The organism is Mariniflexile litorale (assembly GCF_031128465.2).
GTDB lineage: Bacteria > Bacteroidota > Bacteroidia > Flavobacteriales > Flavobacteriaceae > Mariniflexile > Mariniflexile litorale.
Window position 1 is genome coordinate 4,424,131 of record NZ_CP155618.1, and the last position, 15,078, is coordinate 4,439,208.

Below are 15,078 nucleotides of genomic sequence, written 5' to 3' on the forward strand. Positions count from 1 at the left end.
AAAAGTAAATCAAAATTGATAGTATAATAATTTAACAAAATGAAAATACTTGTAATAGAAGACGAACCTGAAATGCAAGGATTGATAAAACAATTCCTTGAAGATGAAAATTATGTAGTAGAAATAGCCGGTAATTTTCAATCAGGACTGAATAAAATCGTATCTTATGATTACGATTGCATCCTGCTTGATATTACACTTCCCGATGGAAACGGACTTGATTTATTGCAAAAATTGAAAAACTTAAATAAAGCGGACAGTGTTATTATTATTTCAGCAAAAGATTCTATTGATGATAAAGTTAAAGGCTTAGACCTAGGTGCAGATGATTATCTCACTAAACCTTTTCACATTACAGAATTAAATGCCAGAATAAAATCTGTAATCCGTCGAAAAAAAACAGATGGACGCAAATTACTAGAATTAGAAAATGTAAAGATTAATATTGAAGAACGCCTTGTTCTTATTAACAACCAATTGGTAGAATTAAACCGTAAGGAGTTCGATATTCTCGTTTTTTTCGGCATGAACAAATCCAGAATTGTAAGCAAATCTGCTATTGCTGAAAATATCTGGGGAGATTACATAGACCAATCAAACGACTTTGATTTTATTTATTCCCAAATTAAAAATTTACGTAAAAAGCTTCGCAACCATAATGCAGAAATAGATATCAATTCAGTATATGGAATGGGTTATAAATTAGCTTTAAAATGAAACTCATAAACCATACGTTGTGGATTCTCTCTGTAATAATATTTACAACGGTTGGTTTATGGGCTTTTCTTTTTTATTCTCAACTTTTAAGTCAGGTTAAATCCACTATAGATGAAGGTCTTACAAATCATAAAATAGCAATTATAGATAATCTAAAAGATGACAACAATATTGTCGAACAGTTGGATTTTTTAGATAAAAGCTACATTATTAAAAATGTAAGCGAAGATTATGCACTAGAAGTAAGAGATTCTTATAAAGATACTTTGATTTTTTCTAGCTTAAAACACAGAAATTACGAAGCGCGTTTACTTACTACGGCTTTCATTTCTTCTGACGGTAGGTATTTTGAAATGAAAGTCCTTTCGCATGAATTAAATAAAGGTAAATTAATAAAAAAGATCATAACATCACTACTATGGTTGTTTTTATTTCTATTCATTAGTGCTGTTTTAGTAAATAGATTTGTTTTAAAAAAGACATGGAAACCTTTCTATAAATTACTTGAATATCTTAATGATTTTAGATTAGACAAATATAATTCTCAAGAATTATCTAAAACCAATATCAAGGAATTCACCTTGTTAAATGAATCTGTTCAAAAGCTATTAAATACAAATGTTGATATTTTTAATAGCCAAAAACAATTCATTGAAAATGCATCACATGAATTACAAACACCTCTAGCAATAGGTATCAACAAACTTGAATTATTAACTGAAGACCCCGATTTATCTGCTGAACAAATCAAAAAAATCGGTAACATTATTGAATCATTTCAACGTTTGTCTGGTTTAAACAAATCTTTACTACTACTTTCAAAAATAGAAAACAAACAATTTATTTCTACTGAAACATTAAATTTTGATAAAATTATTAGCAGAATTATTGAAGATTTTTCAGATTATGCTGAATTCCAAAAAATCAAAATAACCTATTTAAAAGAAGATGAATGGGAATTTAGCATGAATAAAAACCTTGCGGATATGCTTGTGATGAATTTAATAAAGAACGCCATTATTCATAATCAAAAAGAAGGAGACATTATCATTCATTTAACATCTACCTCTTTCTCTATTGAAAATTCAAGTAATTTACCACAAATACAAGCCAATAAATTATTTACACGATTCAATAAAAATTCAAATAATAACAATTCTACAGGATTGGGGCTCGCTATAATAAAAGCCATTGTAGATATATCTGATTTATCCATTATTTACTCGTACAACAATAAGCATGTTTTTACAGTAAAAAGAAAAACTTTATAAACCTTTTATTTTATACAATGGGTAACAACAATTATTCGATTTTAAAATTCCTAATTTTTTACAGGTTAGTATCTTTTATTTGGATTTAATAAATTAAGATAAGTAGATATATACATTTCAAAAAATCAACAATTATGATGAGCAAAAAACACAAAACCTTACTTCTAATAATTATAACTTCAATATCTTTTGCCAATGCTCAATCAGTTACTAATGTTGGTCTTTATAAAACTTTTGAACGATCTATAATAAATAACAACTCTTACTCAAACAAGTTTACTGATGTCGATTTAACATGTACTTATATTTCCCCTTCGGGTAAAACAATTAATTTTTATGGTTTTTTTGATGGTGATGGACTGGGCGGAGGCGACACACTTACAGGAAATGTTTGGAAAATTCGGTTCTTACCAGAAGAAGCAGGAAAATGGAAATACAAATGGAAGTGGAGTGATGCGACTCCTGGTGGGGAAGGAACTTTTTTTTGTGACTCGAAAAATGCTGGAAAAGGTGTTTTACGTGCTTATAATGAGAATCCGCGTTGGTTTGCCTATAATGGAACCGAACCAGTATTTTTAAAATCTTACTATGATTCTAGCATGAGACCCTTTGCTCAACCTTGGGATTGTGTGCAGAATTACTACCAAACTTTTATAGATAACGGGTATAACCACCTACAAGTAAACTGGCTTCTCCCTTCTGTTACAGGTATTGATATTGCCGACTGTTCTCCCCCATCATTAACGAAGGCTATTTATGAAGAAAAAGGCAAGGCTTCATCCACTATGAACTTGGATGTCTGGAACAAAATGGAAGTCCTTTTAAGCTGGCTGAATGACAAAAACGTAAACTTATTTATGTTTTTAGGTTTCGATGGTGGCAGAAACGGCAAACCACAAGCTTGGGCTAGCCTTAGCGAGAAAGAACAAGATTTCTTAGTACGCTATGTAGTAGCTCGCATTGCACCTTATTCAAACATCATGTGGAATTACGTGTGGGAAGTAGAAGGAAATACCGAAAATGGCGAATTAGGTTGCATGAGGCTCGTTCAAAAATATGATGTCTTTAACCACTTGCGAACCTATGAAGATGAAAAACCCAATTCTCATGAATGGAATCGTCCAGAATATACGTTTGCTGGTACAGAGAACCATAGGATTCATTCAGATAATAGGGAACCTGAATTCTGGGCAGCACCTTGGACGCACCATGAAGCTTGTTTAATGAGTTATGTACAAGGCAAACCGGTTTATATGGTAGAAGGTAATGCACTTTGGCGCCACTATTGGGCTGCTACACTAATTCGAAAATCAAACCATATTCTTACCCAGTCCGATGTTCGTCAATCTGCTTGGGGGTGTGCTACGGCAGCCAGTTCTTTTACATGGTGCGGTCATACATCACTATCGTTTAAAGGTAGTGAGGGCATCCCCTTTTTCGATGGTCAAGATAACCCCTATAGGTCTGCATCCAAATCCATCGATATTCTAAACCATATTATGAATAATGAAGTTGTTTTTCATCGTATGACCCCACAGGATAGCCTGCTTTCTGGAAACAACAAACATGATGTTTGGTGCCTTGCGGAACCAGGACAACAATACCTCGTATTTTCAACTAATGATCAACCTTTCAAACTGAAATTATCAAAAGGTAAATATAACAACAACAAATGGGTAAATTCCATGACCGGAGAAAGCATAAATGTTCCTGCTTTAACTGCTTCCAAAGATGAAATAGTGCCTTTTACCCAACCGAATCCCACTATTGATTGGGTGCTTCTAATTCGTAAGGATTAGAGCCAATAATAATTAAATAAACTAATTTTTAAAACACTAACAAATGAAAAATTTAAATATATTAAGATTTATACTCATTTTATCAATCACGACCTATTCTCTATCTGCCCAAATTAAAGTTGTTTGTATCGGAAACAGTATTACTGAAGGGTGGCATGGTAATCCATCATATGTTCCAACACTTCAAAAACTGCTTGGTACAGATTATATAGTTGAAAATAATGGAAAAAGTGGTGCAACACTTTTGAAAAAGGGTAACAAACCTTATTATATGCAAGACGCTTTCTCACGAGCACTTAAATCTAATGCAGATATAATTACGATTATGCTTGGTACTAATGATACCAAATCACAAAACTGGGATAATTATAAAAGTGAATTTAAATCAGATTACGAATCATTGATTGATACTCTACAATCAACAAATAAAAATGCCAAAATATTTCTAGTTATTCCGGTTCCCGTTTGTAAAGATAATTATGGAATAAGAAACGATATTCTTAATTTAGAAATTCCAATTATCAACGAAATAGCTGATGAAAAAGGACTATCTGTTATCGATGCGAATACACCACTGCTTTCATCTTGCAACTATTTTAATGACGGTGTCCATCCGAATGATTTAGGTGCAAAAGCCATCGCAAAGATGATTTATCAAAACATATCTAAATAAAGTCCATGAGTTTGATTTTTAGGATTAAAGAAATATTTTATTGTTCCAGATTCCTTACAGAATCATTCCCATTTGTTTCCAAATTCATGTTATTTATTTGTATCAAATTATAAATGAAATGAGCCTAAATAATTTCAAGATATCCCGAAATTATAATTGGCAAATGACATCTGACTTTATTAAAAAAATTAAAACAAACAGATGAAACGAATTATAGTAATCATTGTACTTATTCTTTTTACAAAAAACACTTTTGCTCAAAATATCGATCAAAGCAAGGTACCTGCAGTTGTACTTAATACTTTTCAATTAAAATTTCCAAATGCAGAAGATGTTAAATGGAAAAAAGATAAAAAAGACTACCACATCCATTTTAAGGTAAACAATAAAGACAACAAATTAGAATTAAACTATAAAGGAAATATTCTAGAATTTTCTCAAGATTTATATATTAGTGAAATTCCAAAAACTGTTTTAGAGACCATTAAAACTAGAGTTGACTATTTTGATATCCTTGATGCTGATAAAAAGGAAAAAGGAAAAAAAACAACATACGAAATCAAATTTAAAATTGAGGGAAAATACCACTATTTCTGGATAAATGAAAAAGGTGAATTACTAAAATATAGACAAGAATTAAAAGACAGCGAAATACCTTCTTCTATTAGAGATCTTATTGTTAATAGATATGGGCGAATAGATATTGATTATTCTAAATATGTAGAAGAAGGAGACAGAATAATTTATATAATTAAAGGCGAAATCAAAGATGATGACCACCATTTTACATTTGATAAAAAGGCAAACATCATTAAACACATACATGATATTAAAAATTCTGAAATACCCTCTCCTATTCTGAAAACTATAGCTTCAGAATACAAAGACTATGAGATTAAAGATGCTGATTTTATAGAGGAAAAAGGAAAAACATATTATTATTTAAGAATGAAAAAATCAAGAAACCAAGTATATATAACCTTTAATCAGAATGGAAAAATTCTGAATTCTAAATAAGCTATAAAAATACTTAAAAGACTAAAAGTAATATCATGAAAATAGCCCACCTTATAACTTTACTAACAATAACCGTAGTAACGATTTTCGCATCTGCCCAAGAAAAACCTACAGACTATTTATCTAAAAAATGGAAAGAAGTGGCTACTAAAATGCCATCTCAATGGTATGGCTCTCATGAGGCCCAATTGATTGCAGAAAATGTTTTATTAGCACAAAAAGAAATTGGAGGCTGGGAGAAAAACAAATCATATCACCATAAATTCAATGAAAAGGACCAAGAGCATTACTTAAAAGACAAATCAGAAATTGGAGCAACATTTGACAATGATGCAACAATTACTGAATTAAGATTTCTTGCCAAAGTATTTTCACATACTAAAAACGAAAGCTACAAAAAAGCATTTGAAAAAGGATTGAATTACATTTTTAATGCACAATATGAAAATGGTGGATGGCCTCAGTTTTTTCCTATACGTAAAGGCAACGTATCGTATTCGGCACATATTACATATAATGATAATGCTATGGTTAACACCATGAAATTTCTAAAAGAAATTTATTTAGACAACAAAGAATATGCTTCTCTTCAAATTCAAAATGATATTAAAACAAAAGCTCAAAAAGCATATAACAAAGGTATTGAGTGCTTACTAAAAACCCAAATAGTTGTAAATGGAAATCCAACTGTATGGTGTGCACAACATGATGAAATTACACTTGCCCCAGCTAACGCTAGAAGTTATGAATTGGCATCGTTTAGCGGTGGTGAATCAGTTGGTATTGTATTGTTATTAATGGAAGTCGAAAAACCCTCCAAAGAAATTATAGCTTCAATTAATGGTGCTATAAAGTGGTTTGAATCTCATAAAATTGAAGGCATAAAATTAGAACGTGTTACTAATGCAGAAGGACTGAATGACAGAATAGTTGTTAAAGATAAAAATGCCTCAACATTATGGGCACGTTTTTACGATTTAGACACAGAAAAACCTTATTTCTGCGACCGTGATGGTATTAAAAAAAATACGTTTGCTGAAATTGGTCATAATCGCAGAAACGGTTATAGTTGGTTTACAAACGGCCCTGAAAAAGCCCTGAAAGAATATTCAGAATGGAAACTAAGCCATTAATGTTCTCAATAAATTATGAGAAAATAATATATACATACATGAAAAAATTAATAATAGCCTGTTTATTTTTAGTATTACTAAATAGTGATTTGGTAGCACAAAGCAAGATTCCGAAATGGGACATGTTTGAAATAACACTAAAAGGCCCTTCTAAAGGCAACCCTTTTATAGGAACTACTTTAACTGCTCGTTTCACAAACGGAAATAACGTTATTGATCAAGAAGGTTTTTATGATGGAAATGGCACTTACATCATCCGGTTTATGCCAACTGAAGAAGGTATTTGGAATTATGTTACTAGCAGTAACAAAAACGAACTGAGTGGTAAGAAAGGAAGTTTAGAATGTATAAAACCCGCTTCAAACAATCATGGTCCAGTAAGAGTGAGCAATAAATATCATTTTAAATACGAAGACGGAACACCTTATTATCCTTTTGGCACTACTATTTACGAATGGCCTTTTCAGGATGAAAACACCAAACAACAAACTATAGATTATTTAAAAACCAGCCCATTTAACAAAGCGCGCTTTTTAGCTGTCCCTCCTTACAAGGACAGGTATATTGATGGCCCAAATAAATTAACTCTTTTCCCTTTTGAAGGAAACAATAAAGACAATTGGGATTTTTCAAAATTCAATCCAGAGTATTTTAAAAATCTCGATGCATGTGTTTTACAATTAAAAAACTTGGGTATTGAAGCTGATATTATTTTGTTTCGCCCCTATGACAAAGGCAAATGGGGATTTGACACAGCAGGACAAGAAGTGAACAGACAATTTGCACGCTACATGGTGGCACGATATGCTGCTTTCAGCAATATATGGTGGAGTCTTGCCAACGAAAATAGTTTTATAAAAAACATGAGTGATGAAGACTGGGACGATCTTTTTAAATTAGTGCAAGAAAAAGACCCATACCACCATTTACGTTCCATACATAATGCAGACAGGATATATGATTATACTAAACCATGGGTAACCCACGTAAGTTACCAATATTACAATGTGGTTAAATCGCCTATTGGAACCTCTATTTTAAGAGATATTTACAACAAACCCATCGTGAACGATGAAATAAATTATGAAGGTGATATAGATAGCCGATGGGGACAATTAACTGGAGAAGAAATGACATTCCGTTTCTGGAATGCTGTAATTGGCGGTGGCTACGCAACCCATGGAGAATCTTACAAAACCAGTCCTTGGATATCTTATGGCGGTCGCTTAACAGGTTCAAGTCCATCAAGAATTGAATTTCTAAGAAAGCTTATTGAAAACAATCCAATAGGTTATTTAGAACCCATCGACCATTTTTATGAAAATAATATGCTAGGTAAAGAAGGGGAATATTACCTTATTTACTTTGGAAAAGACAAACTAAAAAAATGGGATTTTGTGCTTCCTAAAAGAGGCCTCGCTAGAGGTGTGAAATTCAAAGTAGATATCATAGACACCTGGAACATGACCATCACCCCACTTAACAAGACGTTTGAAATAATTCCTATGCCAGAGAACAATTATAAATTTACTGATAAAGATAATTCATCAATAAAATTACCATCAAAACAATTCATGGCATTGCGTATTTATAAAGTGAGCGATGGCGGAAAAGTTGAAAATGACGGTAAAAATGAACTTGAGTAAATACTTCAATAAAGAATTGTAGTTAAAAACATATCATGAAAACAAAAATCCTTAAAAAAATTATATCATGAAAATTGAAAAACTCATTTCAACAATAGTCTTGACCTTAACAATATCATTAGCTTTTGCACAAGATATAAATGAAAAACATTCGACCAAAATTAATAAAAAATGGTCACATGTAGCTACTAAAATGCCTACCGAATGGTATGGGTCTAAAGAAGCTAAATTGATTGCAGAAAATGTATTGCTTGCCCAAAAGGAAATTGGAGGATGGGAAAAAAACACGGCCTATCATTTGGAGTTTTCTGAATCTGAAAAAGCTAAATATTTATTAAAGAAAAAAGAAAAAGGAGGAACTTTTGACAATGGTGCTACTATAACAGAATTAAAATTCCTTGCTAAAGTATATTCGAACTCTAAAGATGAACGCTACAAAGAAGCCTTCATTAAAGGAGTAAACTATATCTTCAAAGCACAATACAAAAATGGCGGATGGCCACAATTCTTTCCTGTTAAAGATGCTGCAGATGAGATTGCTCTAGATAATACAGAACCATACTCAATGCACATCACCTATAATGATGATGCCATGGTGAACACCATGCAATTTTTAAAAAACATTTTTACATCTAACAAAGAATTCAACACTTTAAAGTTAGATGATAATATAAAATTAAAAGCAAAGAACGCATTTAACATGGGTATTGAATGCATTCTCAACACACAAATAATTGTAGATAATCAACCAACCATTTGGTGTGCCCAACACAATGAGAATACACTTGCTCCTGCCAATGCTAGAAGCTATGAACTCGCTTCATTCAGCGGCTCTGAATCTGTTGGAATACTGCTTTTACTAATGGATATAGAAAAACCTTCTAAAAAAATTATTGCTTCCATAAATGGTGCTATAAAATGGTTTGAAACTCATAAAATAGAGGGTATTAAAATAGAAACAGAAACACAAGTAGATGGCAAGCGAAACAGAATTGTTGTAAAAGATGAAAATGCTCCAATATTATGGGCGCGTTTTTATGATTTAGAAACTGAAAAACCTTATTTCTGTGATCGTGATGGTATTAAGAAAAATTCGCTGGCAGAAATAGGTCATAACCGTCGAAATGGATATAGTTGGTATACCAACAGACCAGAAGAAGCATTAAAAAAACATAAAGAATGGTTGTGGAAAAGAATATGTTATTCTGATTTACTTGATTATTTCATAGTAAACTAAATCCTAAATATAAAATACAAATTTTTAAAAAATTAAACTAACCAAAATTAATTCAAAATGAAAAACATAATTTTCAGTATCATTTTAATATTTATTATATCATGTGGTACAAGTAAGAAAACTATAAAACCTGTAGTTTTTAGTAACACTAATCTGCAACTAGCATTTCCTACCGCTGAAGGATATGGCAAATATTCAAAAGGAGGACGAGGTGGCGTAGTTTATGAAGTCACTAATTTAAATGATAGTGGAGAAGGAAGTTTAAGGGCAGCGGTAGAAGCATCGGGTCCTAGAACTGTAGTTTTTAAAATATCAGGAACTATAGAGCTTGAAAAATCTTTAACAATTAAAAATCCATACATCACTATTGCAGGTCAAACAGCGCCTGGTGATGGTATTTGCCTTAAGAAAAACCCATTAGTTATTGGAGCAGATCATGTTATAATAAGATATTTAAGAGTACGATTAGGGAATGAATCAGGTGATGATTCTGACGCTATATCAAGCAGATATAACAAGCATTTAATTTTAGACCATATCTCTGCCAGTTGGAGTGTTGATGAAACGATGTCCATATATCACAATGACAGTATCACTGTACAATGGAGCATAATTGCCGAAAGTATGTTCGATTCAAACCATGTAAAAGGATCACATGGTTTTGGAGGTATTTGGGGTTCAAATTATAGTACTTACCACCACAACCTTTTAGCACATCATGGAAGCCGTAATCCGCGTATGGCATCTGGCTCTGGCTTTACTGATTATAGAAACAATGTTATATACAATTGGGGTTACAACAGTTCTTATGGTGGCGAGAATAAACAAGGTGATAATCCTAAATTCTCATTTTCAAAGTTTAATATAGTTGCTAATTATTACAAACCAGGACCAGCAACCCAGCCTGGTGCCATTTCTTATAGAATTGTCAACCCCTCTATGCGTAAAGAAGTGACTGATTTTGGAAAATGGTATGTCTCTGACAATGTAGTAGAAGGAAATAACACAGTAACAGCCAACAACTGGAATGGAGGTGTTCAGCCTTCAGGTGGCGATTCTAACATACAATTTGTTAAGATGGAAGAAGCCTGGTCTTCAATGCCTATAAATCAACAAACTGCCGAAGACGCTTTTAGTTTAGTACTCGAAAATGCTGGAGCCATTTTACCAAAAAGAGATACTATTGATACCAGAATTACTAAAGAAGCTAAAGAAGGATATGCTACATATGAAGGTAGTTCTTATAAAGAAAAAAAATCTGTACCAGATACATCAAAGAAAACCGGAATTATTGATACACAAAATGATGTAGGCGGTTGGCCAGAATTAAAAAGCACCCCTGCTCCTACTGATACCGATCATGATGGAATGCCAGATGCATGGGAAAAGAAAAACAACCTGAATCCTAAAGACGCCTCAGACAGAAATAAAGTTGCTGTTGATGGATATACTATGTTAGAAAAATATTTGAATTCTTTAGATTAATTCCAATGAATTTATATTGACTAAAACGTAACTATTATGAATAAAATAATTCAAACAATAATTTATTTGCTGTTTTTTGGAGTTAACCTTATTTCAGCCCAAGAAAAACCAAGATTATTTGTTCTTACTGACATTGGTGGTGATCCCGATGACCAGATGTCAATGGTACGCTTAATGACTTATGCTAACCAAATAGATATTGAAGGACTTGTTGCCACAGAGGTGAAAGATCAAGTTAACCCTGATCGTATTCAACAAATAGTTGAAGCTTATGGTAAAGTACGTAACAACCTGGAATTACATGAATCTGGATTCCCTAAAGCCGAGTATTTACAGAAATACATCTCAAAAGGAAGTCCTGTTGGTGGAATGGATGGAATAGGTATAGGAAAAGATTCTCCAGGATCGGAACTACTAATTAACACGGTAGATAAAAAAGATACAAGACCTTTATGGGTGAATGTTTGGGGAGGACCAAGTGTTTTAGCTCAAGCATTGTGGAAAGTACGTAACACCCGTTCAAAACAAGAACTTGCCAAATTTGTTGCTAAACTTCGTGTGTATGCTATTTCAGATCAGGATAATAGCGGACCATGGATTCGTAAAGAATTCCCAGAGCTTTTCTATATAGTTACACCTGGTGCCAATGCAGGAGGTGGTTTCCATCATTCAACTTGGATTGGTATTGGTGGAGATAAGTTCCATGGCCGTTTTGGTGGAGCAGATTTTGAATTGGTTACTAATGAATGGCTAGAACGAAACATCCGTAAAAAAGGCTTCCTAGGCAAAATGTATCCACATTGGGAATTCATGATGGAAGGGGATACGCCTGCTTTTCTTTATCTCGTTAATAATGGTCTTAATAACCCCGAACATCCTAATTGGGGCGGCTGGGGTGGTCGCTACGAATTGTATACTCCAAAAACCGAAAAGTGGTTCTATCAACCCGAGACGCATCCTATTTGGACAAATGCCGATGATGAAGTATTAGGTACAGATGGCGAATGGCATGAGACAAATCAAGCAACCATATGGAGATGGCGCGAAGCTTATCAAAATGACTTTGCGGCTCGTATGGACTGGACAATTGTGCCCTATGATAAAGCCAATCATCCTCCTGTGGTGAAGCTCGATCACCCAGCCTATATCAAAGCTAAAAAAGGTGATCGTATTGAACTTAGCGCCATTAGTACAACCGATCCAGATGGCGACCCACTTTCATACGAATGGTTTTGCTATGAAGAGGCAGGTACCCGAGCCATGTCCAATTCTCGAACAGGTATCAAACATGACATCATTGGTTTCGATCAACCTAAAGCCACTATCATAGTCAAAAGCAGTCGTGTGATGCCTCCTGGCATTGGAACTATGCATATTATTCTTGCTGTTACCGACCATGGATCACCACGTTTAACGAGATATCAACGAGTTATCATTGATGTTATTGAATAAACAGACACTCATAAAATATAAATTGGAAATTAAAATAAACTCTATACTAAGGATTGTTAAATACAGAAATAAAACAGATTTTTTTCTAAATACTTATCGATGAAATCAAAAACAACAACAAAGAACATATTACAATACAAACTTATATTAGTATTGCTGTGTGTTTTTGGGACACTATCAATAAGGGCTCAGGATAAAACCTCAATTTACAACATAGTTGTAGCACAGGATGGCAGCGGAGATTACACCAAAATTCAAGATGCTATAAATGCCGTACCTAATAACAGTTCTGAACGAACCGTTATCTTTATTAAACCTGGCATTTATAAAGAAAAATTGTTGGTTCCTTCTGAAAAGAAAAAAGTAACTTTTTTAGGTGAATCCTATAAAACAACAATTCTTACCTACGATGATCATGGAAAGATAACTTCAGATTATGCCAGCACAAAAATACTAGCAGAAGATTTTTTCGCAAAAAACATTACATTTCAAAATACCATCGATAGCAGGAAAGGTGGATCGCAAGCCGCAGCCTTGAGGATAGATGCCGATAGAGCCATATTATACAAATGCAATATTACAGGGTTTCAGGACACATTTTATTTAAAAACTAACACTAGGTCATATATAAAAGACTGTATTATTGATGGTACTACCGACTTTATATATGGCGCAGGAATTGCACTTTTTGAAAATTGTATTATTCGAAATAGAAAAGACTCGCACATCACTGCATCAAATCAAGAACTAGGAAAAAGTAAATTCGGATTTATCTTCAAGAATTGTTCAATCATTAAATACCCTGGGGAAGACGTATCCAACGCAAGCTTAGGAAGACCATGGGGAAATGGCGCCCACACAGTATATTTAAATTGTAGTATAGGCAATCATATTAAACCTGAAGGGTTTGCTCCTTGGTCTACTAAACCAGATCACAAATATTTCAATAACATAAATACGGCTTATTATGGCGTATACAGAGGATCTGGTTATCATCCAGAAAATTTACTTTCTGTGGTACATATATTAGATGATACACTTGCCGCAAAATATACCAAAAAAAACATTTTTGCAGCTAATAGTACCACTGCAAATAAACTTATTGGGGATTGGAACCCTATAATTGAAAAGACGAACAAATAAATGAAGGTTAAATAAATATATCACATGAGATATCGTATTTTATTATTCCCCATTTTGCTTTTAGCATACTCGTGTTCAAAAACAACCGATAAAACAAGTAGCAATTTGAGCCCAGTTGCATTTGGAGATACAATCACTATCTCTCATTTAAACATGGTAATGCTTCCAATACCTTCGGGAAGTATTACGCTTAAAAACACTGATTTCGAGACAAGTGATGAAAAGTTAACTCAAGTATCACTTTCAAATTTTTGGCTTGCAAAAACAGAAGTCACCCAGGCACAATATGAAAAAATCATGGGAAATAATCCATCGTATTTTAAAGGCGCTAATTTACCAATTGAACAAGTTAGTTGGGAAGATGCCATGAACTTCTGTCATAAATTAACTGATCAAGAACATGCTGCAGGTCGTATACCTATTGGTTACACTTACACCTTACCAGCAGAAGCACAATGGGAATATGCATGTCGTGCAGGAACTACAGGAGATTATGCAGGTAATTTAGATGACATGGGGTGGTATGTTAATAATTCCGAAGATAAAAGTCACCCCGTTGGTTTGAAAAAAGCGAATGCATGGGGCTTATATGATATGCATGGTAACATAAGAGAATGGTGTTTGGATTGGTATGGCGACTATCCTGGCGGATCAAAAACAAATTATTCTGGTCCGGCATCTGGTACCCATCGAGTTAGCCGTGGTGGTAATTGGCATAGAGGCGCTGAGGCTAGTACTGCTTCAAAAAGAAGTAAAGAGACACAAGGCCGTTGTGACGATTTAAATGGTTTTCGGATTGCTCTTAGCCCAATTCCTGAAATAAAAATTGTTATGGTACCAATTCCTGAAGGAACATTTACTTTGAGAAATACAGGAAATAATAAAGAAAAAAGCCTAACTGAGGTAACACTTTCTAAATTTTGGTTGGGAGAAACTGAAATAACTCAAGCCCAATATAAAAGCATAATGGGAATAGGTTCTCCTCATTTTCAAGGACCAAATTTACCAATGGAACATGCTAGTTGGGAAAATGCCATGGACTTTTGTAAAAAATTAAATGACATAGAACGTGCAGCTGGCCGCCTTCATGATGGGTATGAATATACGCTACCAACAGAAGCTCAATGGGAATACGCTAGTCTCGCTGGTACATCAGGAGATTACACGAAAGAAATAGATTCGATGGCATGGTATAAAAACAACAGTGAAAGAGAAACACACCCAGTTGGAACAAAAAAGCCAAATAATTGGGGGTTGTATGATATGCAAGGAAATGTAAGAGAGTTATGCTATGACTGGTATACTGAAAGTTATCCAGGTGGTAGTGTAAAAGATTACAAAGGACCTTTATCAGGAAACTATCGTGTTCTAAAAGGTGGTAGTTGGGCAGATTCTGCTGAAAATTGTAATCCTACAAACCGAGGGTATCGTTCAGAAGGCAGAAAAGGTGAACTCTTAGGTTTTAGAATTGCGCTTAGTTCCATTAGATGATTTATAAAATATAA

At 33.6% G+C, this 15,078-nt stretch carries 12 protein-coding genes; all 12 read left to right on the forward strand.

What is annotated here, in order from left to right; translation table 11 throughout:
- Positions 1-39: 39 nt before the first annotated feature.
- The 12 genes from QLS71_RS18810 (at position 40) to QLS71_RS18865 (ending at position 15,064) form a co-directional block, all read left to right on the forward strand.
- Complete coding sequence (locus QLS71_RS18810; RefSeq protein ID WP_308992188.1) at positions 40-717, forward strand: response regulator transcription factor; 678 nt, start codon at positions 40-42, stop codon at positions 715-717.
- Positions 714-1,988, forward strand: coding sequence for a HAMP domain-containing sensor histidine kinase (locus tag QLS71_RS18815; RefSeq protein WP_308992187.1), 1,275 nt, complete (start codon positions 714-716; stop codon positions 1,986-1,988). The genes QLS71_RS18810 and QLS71_RS18815 overlap by 4 nt, the downstream gene beginning before the upstream one ends.
- Before the next feature lie 134 nt (positions 1,989-2,122).
- Positions 2,123-3,787, forward strand: a complete 1,665-nt coding sequence (locus QLS71_RS18820) for a DUF5060 domain-containing protein (protein ID WP_308992186.1) — start codon at positions 2,123-2,125, stop codon at positions 3,785-3,787.
- A gap of 43 nt (positions 3,788-3,830) precedes the next feature.
- Positions 3,831-4,460, forward strand: coding sequence for a GDSL-type esterase/lipase family protein (locus QLS71_RS18825; protein WP_308992185.1), 630 nt, complete (start codon positions 3,831-3,833; stop codon positions 4,458-4,460).
- Positions 4,461-4,661: 201 nt separating this feature from the next.
- A complete protein-coding gene (locus QLS71_RS18830) occupies positions 4,662-5,477 on the forward strand; it encodes a PepSY-like domain-containing protein (protein ID WP_308992184.1) in 816 nt (271 codons plus the stop codon).
- A gap of 35 nt (positions 5,478-5,512) precedes the next feature.
- Positions 5,513-6,610 (forward strand): pectate lyase, encoded by a 1,098-nt coding sequence (gene pelA, locus QLS71_RS18835; RefSeq protein WP_308992183.1) that lies wholly within the window; start codon positions 5,513-5,515, stop codon positions 6,608-6,610.
- Between the two features lie 38 nt (positions 6,611-6,648).
- Complete coding sequence (locus QLS71_RS18840) at positions 6,649-8,256, forward strand: DUF5060 domain-containing protein (protein ID WP_308992182.1); 1,608 nt, start codon at positions 6,649-6,651, stop codon at positions 8,254-8,256.
- Between the two features lie 67 nt (positions 8,257-8,323).
- Entirely contained in the window at positions 8,324-9,493 is a 1,170-nt protein-coding gene (gene pelA / locus QLS71_RS18845; protein ID WP_308992181.1) for a pectate lyase, read from the forward strand.
- A 57-nt stretch (positions 9,494-9,550) separates the two neighbouring features.
- Complete coding sequence (locus QLS71_RS18850; RefSeq protein WP_308992180.1) at positions 9,551-10,978, forward strand: pectate lyase; 1,428 nt, start codon at positions 9,551-9,553, stop codon at positions 10,976-10,978.
- A 36-nt stretch (positions 10,979-11,014) separates the two neighbouring features.
- Complete coding sequence (locus tag QLS71_RS18855) at positions 11,015-12,430, forward strand: nucleoside hydrolase-like domain-containing protein (RefSeq protein ID WP_308992179.1); 1,416 nt, start codon at positions 11,015-11,017, stop codon at positions 12,428-12,430.
- A 99-nt stretch (positions 12,431-12,529) separates the two neighbouring features.
- Positions 12,530-13,573: a pectinesterase family protein gene (locus QLS71_RS18860; protein ID WP_308992178.1), complete on the forward strand. Its 1,044-nt coding sequence runs from the start codon at positions 12,530-12,532 to the stop codon at positions 13,571-13,573.
- Between the two features lie 24 nt (positions 13,574-13,597).
- Positions 13,598-15,064, forward strand: coding sequence for a formylglycine-generating enzyme family protein (locus tag QLS71_RS18865; protein WP_308992177.1), 1,467 nt, complete (start codon positions 13,598-13,600; stop codon positions 15,062-15,064).
- Positions 15,065-15,078 lie beyond the last annotated feature (14 nt).